Source organism: Arenivirga flava, assembly GCF_030161575.1.
GTDB classification, from domain to species: domain Bacteria; phylum Actinomycetota; class Actinomycetes; order Actinomycetales; family Microbacteriaceae; genus Arenivirga; species Arenivirga flava.
Genome location: NZ_BSUL01000001.1, coordinates 2680354 through 2696121, shown reverse-complemented (window position 1 = coordinate 2696121; position 15768 = coordinate 2680354). Strand labels below are relative to the sequence as shown.

16 protein-coding genes and 1 tRNA gene are annotated in these 15768 nt (G+C 71.8%); 10 read left to right on the top strand and 7 right to left on the bottom strand.

Going from position 1 to position 15768, the window contains the following annotated elements:
* The first annotated feature begins 10 nt into the window (after nucleotides 1-10).
* The 6 genes from QQK26_RS13065 to QQK26_RS13040 all read left to right on the top strand — a co-directional run bounded on the left by QQK26_RS13065 (nucleotide 11) and on the right by QQK26_RS13040 (nucleotide 6670).
* Nucleotides 11-280 (top strand): hypothetical protein, encoded by a 270-nt coding sequence (locus tag QQK26_RS13065; RefSeq protein WP_284233470.1) that lies wholly within the window; start codon nucleotides 11-13, stop codon nucleotides 278-280.
* Nucleotides 281-314: 34 nt separating this feature from the next.
* Nucleotides 315-2084 carry a helicase-associated domain-containing protein gene (locus tag QQK26_RS13060; RefSeq protein WP_284233462.1) on the top strand — a complete coding sequence of 590 codons (1770 nt, stop codon included), beginning with the start codon at nucleotides 315-317 and terminating at the stop codon, nucleotides 2082-2084.
* 43 nt (nucleotides 2085-2127) lie between these two features.
* Nucleotides 2128-3768, top strand: coding sequence for a DNA repair helicase XPB (locus QQK26_RS13055; protein WP_284233460.1), 1641 nt, complete (start codon nucleotides 2128-2130; stop codon nucleotides 3766-3768).
* Nucleotides 3769-3862: 94 nt separating this feature from the next.
* Nucleotides 3863-4552, top strand: a complete 690-nt coding sequence (locus QQK26_RS13050; protein WP_284233458.1) for a response regulator transcription factor — start codon at nucleotides 3863-3865, stop codon at nucleotides 4550-4552.
* A gap of 63 nt (nucleotides 4553-4615) precedes the next feature.
* On the top strand, nucleotides 4616-6328 hold the full coding sequence (locus tag QQK26_RS13045; protein WP_284233456.1) for a sensor histidine kinase: 1713 nt from the start codon (nucleotides 4616-4618) through the stop codon (nucleotides 6326-6328).
* 48 nt (nucleotides 6329-6376) lie between these two features.
* Complete coding sequence (locus QQK26_RS13040) at nucleotides 6377-6670, top strand: WXG100 family type VII secretion target (RefSeq protein WP_284233454.1); 294 nt, start codon at nucleotides 6377-6379, stop codon at nucleotides 6668-6670.
* Between the two features lie 101 nt (nucleotides 6671-6771).
* Here QQK26_RS13040 and groL read toward each other — a convergent pair whose 3' ends face one another.
* The 5 genes from groL to QQK26_RS13015 all read right to left on the bottom strand — a co-directional run bounded on the left by groL (nucleotide 6772) and on the right by QQK26_RS13015 (nucleotide 10808).
* A complete protein-coding gene (gene groL, locus QQK26_RS13035) occupies nucleotides 6772-8391 on the bottom strand; it encodes a chaperonin GroEL (protein ID WP_284233451.1) in 1620 nt (539 codons plus the stop codon).
* A 123-nt stretch (nucleotides 8392-8514) separates the two neighbouring features.
* The gene (locus QQK26_RS13030; protein WP_284233448.1) at nucleotides 8515-9534 is read right to left on the bottom strand and encodes a DUF3048 domain-containing protein; all 1020 of its coding nucleotides are present in this window, start codon (nucleotides 9532-9534) and stop codon (nucleotides 8515-8517) included.
* Nucleotides 9535-9604: 70 nt separating this feature from the next.
* Nucleotides 9605-9808 carry a cold-shock protein gene (locus QQK26_RS13025; RefSeq protein WP_284233446.1) on the bottom strand — a complete coding sequence of 68 codons (204 nt, stop codon included), beginning with the start codon at nucleotides 9806-9808 and terminating at the stop codon, nucleotides 9605-9607.
* A gap of 165 nt (nucleotides 9809-9973) precedes the next feature.
* Nucleotides 9974-10519 (bottom strand): LytR C-terminal domain-containing protein, encoded by a 546-nt coding sequence (locus QQK26_RS13020; protein WP_284233444.1) that lies wholly within the window; start codon nucleotides 10517-10519, stop codon nucleotides 9974-9976.
* Nucleotides 10520-10541: 22 nt separating this feature from the next.
* Nucleotides 10542-10808 (bottom strand): DUF3263 domain-containing protein, encoded by a 267-nt coding sequence (locus QQK26_RS13015; protein ID WP_284233441.1) that lies wholly within the window; start codon nucleotides 10806-10808, stop codon nucleotides 10542-10544.
* A gap of 123 nt (nucleotides 10809-10931) precedes the next feature.
* Here QQK26_RS13015 and msrB point away from each other — a divergent pair, with 123 nt between their 5' ends.
* Nucleotides 10932-11333: a peptide-methionine (R)-S-oxide reductase MsrB gene (gene msrB / locus QQK26_RS13010; protein ID WP_284235336.1), complete on the top strand. Its 402-nt coding sequence runs from the start codon at nucleotides 10932-10934 to the stop codon at nucleotides 11331-11333.
* On the top strand, nucleotides 11330-11893 hold the full coding sequence (locus QQK26_RS13005) for a nitroreductase family protein (RefSeq protein ID WP_284233439.1): 564 nt from the start codon (nucleotides 11330-11332) through the stop codon (nucleotides 11891-11893). Before msrB ends, QQK26_RS13005 begins: the two co-directional genes overlap by 4 nt.
* A gap of 15 nt (nucleotides 11894-11908) precedes the next feature.
* Here QQK26_RS13005 and QQK26_RS13000 read toward each other — a convergent pair.
* Together QQK26_RS13000 and QQK26_RS12995 are read right to left on the bottom strand one after the other, a co-directional pair.
* Nucleotides 11909-11980 (bottom strand) — tRNA-Thr (locus QQK26_RS13000).
* Nucleotides 11981-12017: 37 nt separating this feature from the next.
* Nucleotides 12018-12968, bottom strand: a complete 951-nt coding sequence (locus tag QQK26_RS12995; RefSeq protein ID WP_284233438.1) for a DsbA family protein — start codon at nucleotides 12966-12968, stop codon at nucleotides 12018-12020.
* 285 nt (nucleotides 12969-13253) lie between these two features.
* Between QQK26_RS12995 and QQK26_RS12990 the strand changes: the two genes are divergently transcribed.
* Together QQK26_RS12990 and QQK26_RS12985 are read left to right on the top strand one after the other, a co-directional pair.
* Nucleotides 13254-14348, top strand: a complete 1095-nt coding sequence (locus tag QQK26_RS12990; RefSeq protein WP_284233435.1) for an ABC transporter ATP-binding protein — start codon at nucleotides 13254-13256, stop codon at nucleotides 14346-14348.
* A gap of 101 nt (nucleotides 14349-14449) precedes the next feature.
* Complete coding sequence (locus tag QQK26_RS12985) at nucleotides 14450-15748, top strand: DUF4032 domain-containing protein (protein WP_284233433.1); 1299 nt, start codon at nucleotides 14450-14452, stop codon at nucleotides 15746-15748.
* The last annotated feature ends 20 nt before the right edge of the window (nucleotides 15749-15768 follow it).

The window sequence follows — 15768 nt, the reverse complement described above, 5'->3', positions numbered from 1 at the left end:
CCTTGACTCCGTGGCGAAGAGCACTCCGGAGAGCACCAATCGTATCGAAAGCATCCTCGCCGTCATGATCGTGACGGTGATCGGCGCCTCGCTGCTCGCCTTCATCGCCCTGCTCGTCGGCACCGCGACCGGCGCCGGCAACGACGACGGCTTCAGCGACGGGCTCTGGCCGACCGTGATCCTCATGCCGCTCGTGGGCCTGCCGATCGGCTTCGTGCTGGTGCTCGCGCTGCTGATCATCAACATGGTGCGTCGCAGCCGCGGGGCGAAGCGCGGCTGAGCGGCCGGCGCGTCGAGGGTGATCCGGTGAACCGGTGAGGGGCGCGCTCTCGCTCGCTGCGCGCCTGCGCTCCCTGCCCGCGGAGGACCTGCGGGCGCTGCTGCTCCGCCGGGCGCCCGCGGTCACCGGTGTCCAGGACCACGCCGACCTCGCCGAGGCGCTGCTGAGCCGTCCCAACCTCGACGCAGCCCTCGATCGCCTCGTCCGCCCGGAACTCGCGCTCGCCCTCGAGCTCGCCGCGGCCGAGACGGGCATCCCTGCGGGATCGCTCGGCCACGACGTGCCGCAGCGGCTCGACCACCTCGCGCTGATCGAGCTGGCGGACGACGGATGGCACCTTTACGACGCCGTCGCCGAACGCCTCGCGGAGCGCGGCGTGGAAGCGGACTCCCTTCGCACCCCCGATGCCGTCGAGCCGTCGGAACGGCCCGACGGCCTGGCCACCGAGCGTGCCTTCCTGCTCGTCAGCGGCGTCGCCGAGCTGCTGCACGAGCTCGCCCGCGAGCCCGCGCGCCGTCTGCAGCACGGCGGCCTCGCCCTGCCCGCGGCGCGCCGCCTCGCCGAGCGCACCGGTCGGCCGCGCACCGAGATCGAGACGCTGCTCTCGCTCGCCGACGAGGCCGCGCTCGCCGCTGGCGACTCCGCGTGGGAACGGGGCGCGGAGGCCGACTCCTGGCTCGATGCCCGGCCCGCCGAGCGGTGGCGCATCCTCGCCGCCGCATGGCGCGGTCGACTCCCTCCCGCCGCGCTCGACGACCTCGCGCACGGCTGGCGCGACGGGCCGGAGACGCTGCTGCAGCGGCTGCTGCCGCTCGGCGGGGCGGAGCGCGAGCGCTTCGCGGAGCGGATCGGCGAGGCCGAGCTGCTCGGAATCGCCGTCGACGGCACGATCGGAGCCGCGGGCCAGGCCGTGCTGGAGCGCCGCGACGCGGACGCGGAGGCGGCGATCGGAGCGGCCATGCCCGCGCCGGTCGAGCGCGTCTACCTGCAGCACGACCTCTCGGTCATCGCCCCCGGCCCACTGCGCGGCGACCTGGACCGGCGCCTGCGCGGCGTCGCGCTCGCGGAGGGCGGCGGACTCGCGAGCAGCTACCGCATCACGACCGAGACCGTCGAGCAGGCGCTCGTCGACGGCGAGACCGCGGACGACCTGCTCGCATTCCTGGGCGCGCTCTCGTTGACGGGCGTACCGCAGCCGCTGGAGTACCTCATCCGCTCGACCGCCGGTCGCCACGGCAGCCTGCGCGCCGGCCCGCCCGCAGCCGAGGAGACCGAGGGGCCCGAGCCCGCGGTCTCGGTGCTGCACGCCGAGGACCCGTCCGTGCTCGACACCGTGCTCGTCGACCAGGCCGTCGCTCCGCTCGCCCTGCGCCGGAGCGGACCGCACCGGGCGCTCAGCCGCTTCGACCCCGAGGTGCTCTACTGGACGCTCCGCGACGCCCGTTACCCGGTCGCCCTCGAGGACGCGGCCGGAGCGCTCGTCACGCCGCGCCGGCCGGTGCCGGCGCAGCGGCGCTCGACCGGCACCGCGCCGTACGCCGCGCTCGTGGAGCGCCTCGCCGCCCTGCCGGCGCCGAACGCCGCCGAGGACGAGGCCGGGTGGATCGCCCGTCGCATCGAGCTCGCCGTGCGTCGCAAGGGCCTCGTGCGGCTGACCGTCCGCATGCCCGACGACAGGACGGTCGAGGCCGTGCTCGAGCCGACCAGCATCGCCGGTGGCCGCGTGCGCGCCCGCGACCGCGCCGCCGACCTGGAGCGCACGCTGCCGCTCAGCCGTATCGTCGCGGTCGAGCCGGCCGACTGAGCCTCGGCCGTCGCGGCGCTCACCGCGCGTAGACTCGAACGCTATGTCCGACGGCCCCCTCATCGTGCAGAGCGACCGAACCGTCCTGCTCGAGCTCGCCCATCCGCTCGCCGAGACGGCACGGCACGAGCTGGCGGTCTTCGCCGAGCTCGAGCGCGCCCCGGAGCACATGCACAGCTATCGGATCACCCGCCTCGGGCTCTGGAACGCCCGTGCCGCCGGCCACGAGGCCGAGGAGATGCTCGACGTGCTGCGTCGCTACTCCAAGTTCCCCGTGCCGCAGAGCGTCGAGGTCGACATCGCCGAGACGGTGCGCCGCTACGGCCGCCTCGTCATCGAGCGCGACGAAGAGGGCGGCCTCGTGCTGCGCTCGATGGACGACGCGGTGCTGCGCGAGGTGTCGCGCTCGAAGCGCATCGCACCGCTGCTGGCGGAACGGCGCGGCGGCGACACGATCGCGATCGAGGCGTGGGCGCGCGGGCAGCTCAAGCAGGAGTTGCTGAAGCTCGGCTGGCCCGCCGAGGACCACGCCGGGTTCACCCCCGGCACGCCGCACGGGATCGACCTCGCCGAGGACGGCTGGACGCTGCGCCCCTACCAGCAGGACGCGGTCGACCACTTCTCCGCCAACGGCTCGGGCGTCGTGGTGCTGCCCTGCGGCGCCGGCAAGACGATCGTCGGCGCCGGGGCGATGGCCGCGACCGGCACGACCACGCTCATCCTCGTCACCAACACGGTGAGCGCGAGGCAGTGGCGCGCCGAGCTGCTCAAGCGCACGACGCTGACCGAGGACGAGATCGGCGAGTACTCCGGCCAGCTCAAGGAGGTCAAGCCGGTCACCATCGCGACCTACCAGATCCTCACCGCGAAGCGGAAGGGCGAGTACGCGCACCTCTCGCTGCTCGACGCCCTCGACTGGGGACTCGTGGTCTACGACGAGGTGCACCTGCTGCCGGCCCCGGTGTTCAAGCTGACCGCCGAGCTGCAGGCGCGTCGCCGCCTGGGCCTCACGGCCACGCTCGTGCGCGAGGACGGCCGCGAGGGCGACGTGTTCAGCCTCATCGGCCCCAAGCGCTTCGACGCCCCGTGGAAGCAGATCGAGGCGCAGGGCTACATCGCGCCGGCCGCGTGCTTCGAGGTGCGGGTCGACCTCCCGCCGGACGAGCGGATGCAGTACGCCGCGAGCGGGGACGACGAGCGCTACCGCCTGGCCGCCTCCGCGCCCGCCAAGATCGACGCCGTCAAGGCGCTGCTGCGGAAGCACGAGGGCGAGAGCATCCTGGTGATCGGCCAGTACATCGATCAGCTCGAGGAGCTGGGCGAAGCGCTCGGCGCACCGACGCTCACCGGCGCGACGCCGATCCCGGAGCGCGAGGAGCTGTTCCAGTCGTTCCGCGACGGCGGGACCAAGGTGCTCGTCGTGTCGAAGGTCGCGAACTTCTCGGTCGACCTGCCCGAGGCGACGGTGGCCATCCAGGTCTCGGGCTCCTTCGGCTCGCGGCAGGAGGAGGCTCAGCGCCTCGGACGTCTGCTCCGACCGAAGCGGAGCGGCATCCCGGCCAGCTTCTACACGCTGGTGGCCCGCGACACCGTGGATCAGGACTTCGCGCAGAACCGCCAGCGCTTCCTCGCCGAGCAGGGGTACAGTTACACGATCCTCGACTCCGTCGACCTCGCGGCCTGAGCGACAATCCGCGGAGCGCATCTTCGGCGCGGTCCTCGCTCGCACTCGAAGTGCTCCCAGGATTCATGCAGCGAACCCGCAAATACTGAGGGGCATGAACGGGCCCAAGATCCTCATCGTCGACGACGAGCCGAACATCCGTGACCTGCTCACCACGAGCCTCCGCTTCGCCGGCTTCGCCGTGCGTGCGGTCGCGAACGGTGCCCAGGCGATCTCCGCAGTCATCGAGGAGGAGCCGGACCTCATCATCCTCGACGTCATGCTGCCCGACATGAACGGCTTCGGCGTGACCAAGCGACTCCGCTCGTCCGGCTACACCTCCCCCATCCTCTTCCTCACCGCGAAGGACGACACGGAGGACAAGATCACCGGCCTCACCGTCGGCGGCGACGACTACGTCACCAAGCCCTTCTCGCTCGACGAGATCGTGGCGCGCATCAAGGCGATCCTGCGCCGCACCATGCACGACGAGGACGACGCGATCATCCGCGCCGGCGACCTGAGCATGGACCAGGACACGCACGAGGTCAGCATCGGCGGCACCCAGGTCGAGCTCTCCCCCACCGAGTTCAAGCTGCTGCGCTACCTCATGCTCAACCCCAACCGCGTGCTGTCGAAGGCGCAGATTCTCGACCACGTCTGGGAGTACGACTTCAACGGCGACGCGGGCATCGTCGAGAGCTACATCTCGTATCTGCGCCGCAAGCTCGACAGCCACACCGAGGAGCCGTTGATCCAGACCAAGCGCGGCTTCGGTTACATGCTCAAGGCCGCGAAGGGCTGAGCGCCAGGCGCGAACCTCGAGGGCACGGCATCCGGTCGGATGCCGTGCCCTAGTTTGTTGTGAGTGATCGACGGACTCTCCCGCTGGTGGTCGGGCATCTCCCTGCGCACCAAGGTCACGGGCGTGACCGTACTGCTCGTGACGCTCGGCCTCATCGTCGCCGGCGTCGGCACCATGACGGTGCTGCGCGGCTACCTGCTCGACGAGGCGGATCGGAAGATCGCCGCGTACGCCGAGGATCTGCCGTCGTACATCTCGGACCCGGAGTTCTTCGACCGCCAGCCGTCGGACCCGTTGACGTACTACGTGGCGCTGCTGGACCCGCAGGGCCAGCTGGTGCAGGACAACCTCACGGATGAGCCCGACGAGGTGCGGCTGCGGCCCACGTTCGACGAACTGCGACTCGCCCCGGACGGCGAGCTCAGCGCGCCCCGCACGCTCAGCAACGAGACGCTGAACGCGCAGTGGCGCGTCACGACCCTCTCGCGCCAGGTGCCCGGCACCTCCGATGTGCTCACGCTGGTCATCGGCGTCAACCTCGCCGACACCAACAGCACCATCGCGCAGTTCGCCGCGATCTTCTTCGGCTTCTCGATCTCCGTCGTGCTCCTCGGCGGAGCCCTCACCCGGTTGCTCGTGACCACGACCTTCGAACCGCTGCGCGCGGTCGAGCGCACCGCCGCGGAGATCGCGCGCGGCGACTTCGGTCAGCGCCTCGCCGGGGCGACCCCGAACACCGAGGTCGGGCGGCTCAACCGCTCGCTCAACATCATGCTCAGCCGCATCGACCGCGCGTTCGGCGACCGCGATCGCACCATCGTGCAGATGCGCCGCTTCATCGGCGACGCCTCGCACGAGCTGCGCACGCCGCTCGTCTCGCTGCGCGGCTACGCCGAGCTGTACCGGATGGGGGCGCTGCAGACCCCCGAGGCGGTCTCCGAGGCGATGGGCCGCATCGAATCCGAGGCCAAGCGGATGGGCGAGCTGGTCGAGGACCTGCTCGAGCTGGCCCGCATCGATGAGGACAAGCCCCTGCAGCTGACCCCCGTCGACCTGGTGCCGCTGGCCCAGGACGCTGCGCGGGACACGATGGCGGCCGCTCCCGGACGCGTCGTGCAGGTCGTCGAGCTCGACCCGTCCGCGACGGCGCCGCTGCGCATGCCCGTTCCCGAGTCGGCCGGTGGCGCCGACCCGGACGGCAAGCCGCGCGACCCGAACGTCACCGGGCCGATCGCGTTCGCGGGTGCCACGTTCGCCCGTCTGCGGGCCGCGCGGCGAGGACGGCGCGGGCCGGTCGCGACCGACGACATCGTGCTGCCCACCCTGCACCTCGCCCCGCCGCCGCCACCGGCGGTCGTGCTGGCGGAGGAGAACAAGATCCGGCAGGTGCTCACGAATCTGATCGGCAACGCCAACCGGTACACGCCGGAGGGCAGCCCGATCGAGATCGCCATCGGCACCGACCCGACCCGGCATGTGGCGATCCTCGACATCGTCGACCACGGCGAGGGCATCCCCGAACAGGTGCGCGAGAAGATCTTCCAGCGCTTCTGGCGGGCCGACACGTCACGCGCCCGCGAGACGGGCGGCACCGGGCTGGGGCTGTCGATCGTCGAGGCGCTCGTGGCGAAGCACAGGGGCAGCGTCGAGGTGCTCGAGACCCCCGGCGGTGGTGCGACCTTCCGGTTGCTCCTTCCCCTCCTCCCGAAGGAGGCCCCGGCAGCGGACTCCACCGAGGCCTCCGACGGCCCGGAAGCGGGCGAGCGCCGTCCGTAGCGTGACTCCCGTCGCCGGACGACCCGGCGCAGGACGACGGGAGATGACATGTCGCGGTTCCAGGTCGACAGCGAGGCGGTCTTCGCCGCCACCAGCGCGGCACAGGGCACGATCGGGCGGGTGCAGGCGGAGGTCGCCGCGCTGCACGCGCAGCTGACCGGGCTGCAGGGCTCGTGGACCGGTCAGGCCTCGAGCGCCTTCGGCGCGCTCGTGGCCGATTGGAAGGCCACTCAGCAGCGGGTCGAGGAGAACCTCGCCCAGCTCAGCCGCGCGCTGCAGCACGCCGGGCAGCAGTACCAGGAGGTGGAGCAGCAGAACGCCCGCCTCTTCGCGGCGCGCTGATCCGGGAGCTCCGGGCCGGGGAGTAGGCACCCCGCCCGGGAACGGCGGAAGGGCCGCCCCTCGCGGGGACGGCCCTTCCGTGCTGCTTGGTGGCGTGGGACTCAGAAGTCCATGCCGCCCGAGGGGTCGCCGACCGGGGCCGGGTTCTTCTCGGGCTTGTCGGCGACGACGGCCTCGGTGGTGAGGAACAGTCCGGCGATCGAGGCCGCGTTGAGCAGCGCCGAGCGCGTGACCTTCACCGGGTCGTTGATGCCGGCGGCCAGCATGTCGACGTACTCGCCGGTCGCGGCGTTGAGGCCCTGGCCGACCGGGAGGTTGCGCACGCGGTCGACCACGACGCCGGGCTCAAGGCCGGCGTTGAGGGCGATCTGCTTGAGCGGAGCGTCGATGGCGACCTTGACGATGTTCGCACCGGTCTGCTCGTCGCCCTGGAGCGAGAGCTTCTCGAAGGCGGTCTTGCCGGCCTGGATGAGCGCGACGCCACCACCGGCGACGATGCCCTCCTCGACGGCGGCCTTCGCGTTGCGCACGGCGTCCTCGATGCGGTGCTTGCGCTCCTTGAGCTCGACCTCGGTGGCCGCGCCGGCCTTGATGACGGCGACGCCGCCGGCCAGCTTGGCGAGGCGCTCCTGCAGCTTCTCGCGGTCGTAGTCGGAGTCGGTGTTCTCGATCTCCTGGCGGATCTGCTTGACGCGACCGGCGATGAGGTCCGCCTCGCCCGCGCCCTCGACGATGGTGGTCTCGTCCTTGGTGACGATGACCTTGCGTGCCTGGCCGAGCAGGTCGAGGGTCGCGTTCTCGAGCTTGAGGCCGACCTCCTCGCTGATGACCTGGCCGCCGGTGAGGATCGCGATGTCCTGCAGCTGCGCCTTGCGGCGGTCGCCGAAGCCGGGGGCCTTGACGGCGACCGACTTGAAGATGCCGCGGATCTTGTTGAGCACCAGGGTCGCCAGCGCCTCGCCGTCGACGTCCTCGGCGATGATGAGCAGCTGCTTGCCGGTCTGGATCACCTTGTCGACCAGCGGGAGCAGGTCCTTGATGTTCGAGATCTTCGAGTTGACGATGAGGACGTAGGCGTCCTCGTAGACGGCCTCCTGGCGGTCCGCGTCGGTGACGAAGTAGGCCGAGAGGTAGCCCTTGTCGAAGCGCATGCCCTCGGTGAGCTCGAGCTCGGTGCCGAAGGTGTTCGACTCCTCGACGGTGACGACGCCCTCCTTGCCGACCTTGTCGATCGCCTCGGCGATCAGCTCGCCGATGGTCGAGTCGGCGGCGGAGATGCTCGCGGTGGCGGCGATCTCCTCCTTGGTCTCGATCTCCTTGGCGCTCGCGACGAGCTCCTCCGAGACGGCCGCGACGGCCTTCTCGATGCCGCGCTTCAGGCTGATGGGGTCGGCGCCGGCCGCGACGTTGCGCAGGCCCTCGCGCACGAGCGCCTGAGCGAGCACGACCGAGGTGGTGGTGCCGTCGCCGGCGACGTCGTCGGTCTTCTTGGCGACCTCCTTGACGAGCTCCGCGCCGATCTTCTCGTACGGGTCGTCGAGCTCGATCTCCTTGGCGATGGAGACGCCGTCGTTGGTGATCGTGGGGGCGCCCCACTTCTTCTCGAGGACGACGTTGCGACCGCGCGGTCCGAGGGTGACCTTGACGGCATCCGCGAGCGTGTTGAGGCCGCGCTCGAGGCCGCGGCGGGCCTCCTCGTCGAAAGCGATGATCTTAGCCATGTGTGTTTCTCGTCCCTTCCGGACGTCGTGACAGCTTTGGCACTCGGCATGACTGAGTGCCAGACGATTCTGGCACTCCACTCTGGGGAGTGCAACCTCCCACGGGACGAGCGTCCCGCGGCGTCACGGAGCGACGACGGCCGCGCTGCCGGTGGTCGGCACGAGCTCGATCCAGGTGTTGCCGGCGGCGAGCCGCACGTCGACCCCGAGGGCGTCGACCAGGCGGATGCGATCGGTCGGCGAGCGCTTCACCCAGGTCGCGGAGACGGTGCCGCCGCCGGTCGACACGAGCGCCTCGCCCTCGCCGATGAGCTCGGTCTTCGGCACCTCGCCCGCCGTGACCGGCACGCGCAGGGTGACGACGTTGACCGCGGCGAGCTGCGCTCCGGCGGCGTCCGTGTCGACCTCGCCGCCCTGCGCGCGCAGGAAGACGGAGGCCGCCGGGTCCCACGACCACGACGGACCGCTCGCGTGCGAGAAGACCAGGTCGAGCCGACCCGTGGGATCGCCGCCCTCGGAGGCCGTGGCCGGAGCGCCGTCCGCCGCGTAGGAGAACTGCATCGCCGGCGCGGCCAGGTCCGCGTGCCGACCCACCAGATCGGACGCGCGCAGGATCACGTTGTGCGGGGCCGCCTTGTCGGCCGTGCGCGAGAACAGGCCCTCCGTGCCCGGGGCGCCGTGGACGACGTTGACCACCGGGGCCTCCTCCATCATCCGCACGAACTGCGGCTGGCCGCCGGAGTAGGCGATGAGCCCCTCGAACGGCGAGACGATGTCGGGGTCCATGGGGCGGATGGAGCGGACCGGGCCGACCTCCTCCGGCACGTCGGAGTGCCAGACGGCGACGTAGCGCGTGAGGCCGCCCTCGACCAGCTCCTCGAACACCAGGTCGGCGCGCTCGAGCCCGATCTGCGGACGGGCCGCCGCGTGGTTGTCGATCTTGGCGGCCAGGGCCGGGTGGCCGAGCTCGCCGTCGACGACGGTGCCGCGCAGCGGGGCGAGCACGGGGGCGGGCGGCTCCGGGGCCGGAGTCGCGGTCGGCACCGGCTGCTCCGGCTGCTCGGAGCAGGCCGCGACGAGGCCGAGCGCGAGGACCGCGGTCAGGATCGCGGTGGTCGGTCGCCGTCTCGCCGTGGTCGTCACGCCGGGAACACTAGCGGGGCCGCCGCGCGGCGGACGGCGTCCGGGCCGTGCGTGTCGGATGCCGTGGCGATCAGGCGGGCCGGACGGCCTCGGCCTGCGGGCCCTTGGTGCCGCTGCCGACCTCGAAGACGACCTGCTGGCCCTCCTCGAGCACCTTGTAGCCGCTCATGTCGATCGCCGAGTAGTGGACGAACACATCCTGCCCGCCGTCGGCGACCGTGATGAAGCCGAACCCCTTCTCAGCGTTGAACCACTTCACGGTGCCCGTCGCCATGCCCTGCTCCTCACGATGTCGCCTCGGCGCGGCTGATGCTGTCGCCGCGACCTGGGCCGACAGTAGCCGAGCCGGGCCGGCGGGAACGGCTCCGGAGGGGCGCAGCGGCGAGGCTTCGCGACATCTCAACACGTCGGAAACAGCCCCGTAACACGGGGCCTCCGCTCACACGCGGAAGTCGTTGCCGATCACGACCGTCAGCGACGAGCCGGGGAAGGCCTCCGAGCGCTCGACGCTGCCGTCGACGCCGAGCGCGCGGGCTACGCCGCGGGCAGCGCCCTCGTCCAGCGGATCCGCGTAGTAGACGGTGGTGGTGGCGACGTCGTCCTGCACCGCGCTGGCGGCGGTGCCGACCGTCCATCCGCCCTCCTGCAGCCGCTCGGAGACGGTCGTCGCCAGGCCGTCGGTCGTCGAGCCGTTCAGCACGGTGATGCTCTCGTCCGCCGAGAACACCGCCTGCGCGGGCACCTCGGCGACCGGCTGCTGCTCGGCGGGCGCGGCCGGCGCAGCGTCCGTCGAGCCGGCGCCCGAGAAGCGCGCGGAGAACGTCTCCACGCCGGTGATCCCGACGGCGACGAGCGCGACGGTCGCGACCAGGGACCAGAGCACCGGCGCCGCCGTGCGCAGACGGCTCGGCCGGGCGCGGTGCACGCCGACGCGCGGGTAGGCGTCGGGGATCGCGTCGAAGCGGTCCTTCTCGAAAGCGGTCATGGTCCTCGGGTGCGGTTCGGTCTCAGTCCTCGACGCGGCCGAGGATGCGCGCGGCACGGCTGCGCGAGCGCTGCTGCCGCAAGCGCAGCAGGCGATGCACCAGCAGCGGCTCCGCGGCGAGGGCGGCCGGGGAGTCGATGACCGTGTCGAGCGCCTGATAGTACCGCGCCGGCCCCACCCCGAAGCGCTGGCGCATCTCGCGCTCCTTGGCCCCGGAGTGCCGCGGCCACTCCGCCTCGAAGTCGAGCAGGCGGCGGTCCTCCTCGGCGAGCGGGACGTTCTCGGGCATGCGCCCAGTGTGCGCCCCGCCCGCCCTCCCGGCGTGCAGGCCGCGCCGATCCGACGCACGGAATGCCTGCGGCCGCGACGGTGTTGACTGGGGAGACCACCACCGATGAGCCGGGAGGCCTCCATGGAGTACGAGATCCGCAAGAGCGACGACGAGTGGCGCGAGCAGCTCGGCGCCGAGGAGTTCGCCGTGCTGCGCCAGGCGGCCACCGAGCGTCCGTGGACGGGCGAGCTGCTCGACGAGCACCGCGCCGGCCTCTACGCGTGCGCGGCCTGCGGCAACGAGCTCTTCCAGAGCGGCACCAAGTTCGACTCGGGCTGCGGCTGGCCGAGCTTCTACGAGTCCGTGCGCCCGGAGGCGGTGCAGCTGCTCGAGGACGACAGCCTGGGCATGCAGCGCACCGAGGTCCGCTGCGCGGCCTGCGGCTCGCACCTCGGCCACGTCTTCCCCGACGGCTTCGGCACGCCGACCGGCGACCGCTACTGCATGAACTCGGTCGCGCTCTCGTTCAAGGCCGCAGAGTGAGCGCCGAGCGCACCGACCTCGTCGCTGCGCTCGCCGCCCGCAGGGCCCGATCGAAGACCACCGACGACGCCCCGGGGCGCGACGAGCTGCTGCGGCTGCTCGCCGCCGCGGCGAACGTGGCCGATCACTCGGAGTACGAGCCCTGGCGCGTCGTCGAGCTGCGCGGCGAGGCCCGCAGCGGCCTGGGCGCCGCGCTCGCCGAGGGCCTGGGCCTCGTCGGCGACAAGGCATCGTCGACGGCGCGGAAGCCGTTGCGGGCGCCGCTGCTGCTGGCGCTCGTCGTGAGCCGGCGGCCCAGCCCGAAGGTGCCGGCCTGGGAGCAGGAGGCCACCGCCGCGGGCGTCGCCCACAACCTCGGCCTGCTGCTCGACGCCGAGGGCTGGAATGCGTTCTGGCGCACCGGTCTCGCCACGAGGACGGATGCGGTGCGCCGCTTCCACCGCCTCGGCGACCACGAGGACCTGCTGGGCTGGCTCTACGTCGGCGGCCGCCCGGACCCGGACCGGATGGACAAGCCGCGCAAGCCGCGCCGCGTCGACGGGCGGCTCACCGCCCTCTGACGAGCGCGGCGTTCGAGCCCCTGCCGGGTTCGAACCGGCGACCTTCGCTTTACAAGAGCGGTGCTCTACCAGCTGAGCTAAGGAGGCGGGCCGGTACCGGTCCATCCTAGCCAGCGCCCGCGGCTCAGCCCGCCGGGGAGGCCGAAGGGCTCGGGGTGGTCGCCGACTCGTCCGTGAAGCGCTCGGCCGAAGCCTGCTGCACGAAGCTCGCGAACTGCACCGGGTCCGCTCCGCCCGAGTAGAGCTGCCCGTTCACGAGGATCGTGGGCGTCTCGGTGATGCGCTCGACGCCGGAGTCGGGGATCGGCCCCTCCAGCGCACGCTGGCTCACGTCGGTCACCCAGGTGCGGAACTGCCGCTCGCGGATGCAGGTCTCCAGCTCGCCCGACGCCACCGCCTCGCCCGAAGCCAGCTCGACGAGCTCGTCGTCGGTGAGCCCCTCGTCGGACTGCGCCGCGAGCAGCGCGCCGTTGAACGCCCAGAAGCCGTCGGGGTCGAGGTCGGCCACGCAGGCCGCGGCGTTCACCGCGCGCTGCGAGTATTGCGTGCCCTGCGACTGCAGCACGATCGGGTGCAGCTCGAAGGTGGCGGCGCCTCGACCGAGCCACGTCTCCAGCTGCTCGCCGTTGGCGCTGAGGAACTCGGCGCAGCCCTCGCACTGGAAGTCGTAGTAGAGGCGGATCGCGACCGGGTCCTCGGCGATCGCCTCGGTCGTGGCGTCCTCCTCCTCCGCGTCGGCGGGGGCGCTCGCGCTCGGGGACGCGACCGGGCTGGGCTCGTCGCCGGGCTGCAGCGCGTCGGTGCGCACCGCCTGCAGATCACCGCTGATGAGGATGCCGTCGCTGGCCATGTTGCGCGGTCCAGCGGAGGGCGTCGGGATGCCCTGCAGCACCACCAGGGTGACGCCGACGACGATCGCGACGGCGACCGTCACGATCGAGATCAGGACGGCCGCGCGCCCGCGACGGTCGCGCTTGCGCTGCGCGTGCCGCAGCTCGCGGGCCTTCTCGCGCATCTCGGCGCGACGGTGTCCGCCGCGGCGCCCGTGGCGCTCGCCGGGATTGCCGTTGCTCACTCGTACCTCGAATTCCTCCTGCTGCGGGGCGCCGGCGGGAAGGAGGGGTGGGGTTCGCCGGCTGCGCAGGACAACCCGGGAATGGTAGTCGCAGAGGCCTGGGAATCGACAGGGCCGTCATCCGGAACCCACCGCGAGCCGTTCGCCGACGGGTGGTGGGCGAAGCCCTTCCGCGCAGGTGCCATACTGAGCACCAGTGGTCGACGTCGCCCGCGATGAAGACCCGCATTCCCATTCACAACGGATCGTCCGGCACGTACCTGCCGGTGAAGAAGGAGAACGCTCATGGCGTCTGTAACGTTCGACAAGGCGACCCGCCTCTACCCGGGTTCCACTCGCCCCGCGGTCGACTCGCTCGACCTCGATGTGGCTGACGGCGAGTTCCTCGTCCTGGTCGGCCCCTCCGGTTGCGGGAAGTCCACCTCGCTGCGCATGCTCGCCGGCCTCGAGGAGGTCAACGACGGCGCCATCCGCATCGGCGAGCGCGACGTCACCGACGTGCCGCCGAAGGACCGCGACATCGCCATGGTGTTCCAGAACTACGCGCTGTACCCGCACATGACCGTGGCGGAGAACATGGGCTTCGCGCTCAAGATCGCCGGCGTCGGCAAGGAGGAGCGCGCCACCCGCGTCCTCGAGGCCGCCAAGCTGCTCGACCTCGAGCCGTACCTCGACCGCAAGCCGAAGGCCCTCTCGGGTGGTCAGCGTCAGCGCGTCGCGATGGGCCGCGCCATCGTGCGCCAGCCCCAGGTGTTCCTCATGGACGAGCCGCTGTCGAACCTCGACGCCAAGCTGCGCGTGCAGACCCGCACCCAGATCGCCTCGCTGCAGCGCCGTCTCGGCGTCACCACGGTCTACGTCACGCACGACCAGACCGAGGCGCTCACCATGGGCGACCGCATCGCGGTGCTCAAGGACGGCATCCTGCAGCAGGTCGGCACCCCGCGCGACCTCTACGAGTCCCCCGCCAACGTCTTCGTGGCCGGCTTCATCGGCTCGCCCGCGATGAACCTCTTCGTGGCCGACCTGACCGACGGCGGCATCCGCTTCGGCACCGGCGTCGCCGCGCTCGACCGCGATGTGCAGGCAGCCACGAACCTCTCGCAGGTCACGGTGGGCGTGCGCCCCGAGGACCTGGTCGTCTCGACCACCGGCGAGGGCCTGCAGGTGCAGGTCGACCTCGTCGAGGAGCTCGGCGCCGACGGCTACCTCTACGGTCACGCCGACGTCGCGGGCAACCGCGTCGACGTCGTCGCCCGCGTCGACGGCCGCGCCCACCCGAACGCCGGCGAGTCGGTGTTCATCACCCCCGAGCCGAAGCACATCCACGCCTTCGACCTCGAGAGCGGCCAGCGTCTCACCCGGGCGATCCACGCCTGACCGCGATCCGTCGCTGACGACGAGCCCGCCCGCATCCGCTTCGCACGGATCCGGGCGGGCTCGTCCCGTTCCCGCACCGCTCACCGAGAGAGACCACCTCCGTGCCCGCATCCCTCAACATCACGGCCGCCAAGGTCGAGCCCGCACTGCTCGACCTGCCCTGGAGCGCACCGCTCGACAGCTGGCCGGACGAGACCATCGCCGCGCTGCCGAAGGGCATCTCGCGTCACCTCGTGCGCTTCGCCAACCTCTCCGGGTACGTCGTGGCGATCAAGGAGACGAACGAGGAGATGGCACGGCGCGAGTACGAGATGCTGCGCACGCTGCAGCGCCTCGACATCCCCTGCGTCGAGCCCGTCGCCGTCATCACGAACCGCCACACGGAGGACGGCGCGGTGCTGCAGTCGGCGCTCGTGACCCGGCACCTGAAGTTCTCGATGCCCTACCGTGCGCTGTACTCGCGCTCGATGCGCCCCGACACCGCCGTGCGCCTCGTCGATGCGCTCGCGGTGCTCATGGTGCGCCTGCACATCGTCGGCTTCTTCTGGGGCGACGTCTCGCTCTCGAACACCCTGTTCCGGCGCGACGCCGGCGCCTTCGCCGCCTACCTCGTGGACGCCGAGACGGGGCAGCTCTACCAGGGCGGCCTCTCGAACGGTCAGCGCGAGAACGACCTCGAGATCGCCCGCGTCAACATCGCCGGCGAGCTCTTCGACCTCGAGGCCGGCGGGCGCCTCGAGGAGGGGATCGACCCCGTCGAGGTCTCCAACGGCATCGTCGAGCAGTACCGGATGCTGTGGAAGGAGCTCACCAGCGCCGAGACGTTCGCGTCGAACGAGCGCTGGCGGATCAGCCAGCGCGTGGAGCGCCTGAACCGCCTGGGCTTCGACATCGAGGAGCTCGCGATCAAGACCGACGAGGGCGGCACCACCGTGCGCATCCAGCCCAAGGTCGTCGATGCCGGCCACCACTCGCGCCGCCTGCTGCGGCTCACCGGGCTCGACGCCGGCGAGAACCAGGCCCGCCGGCTGCTCAACGACCACGACTCCTTCGCCGCGCGCCGCGGGCTCGAGGACGCCGACGAGGAGCAGGTGGCCCACCAGTGGCTCAGCACCGTGTTCGAGCCGGTGATCCGCTCCATCCCGCGCGAGCTGCGCGGGAAGCTCGAAGCCGCCGAGATGTTCCACCAGCTGCTCGATCACCGCTGGTACCTCTCGCAGGACCAGAACCGCGACATCCCGCTGGCCGAGGCGCTGACCAGCTACGTCGACAACGTGCTGCGGCACCGGCGCGACGAGGCCACCATCATCGAGCCGCCGACCGGGGCGATCACCCTGCCGACCGCCGCGCAGCTCGAGGAGGACGAGCCGCAGCCCGGCAGCTGGCGCGACAAGGTCTGACCCCCCGGCGAGGGCCGGGA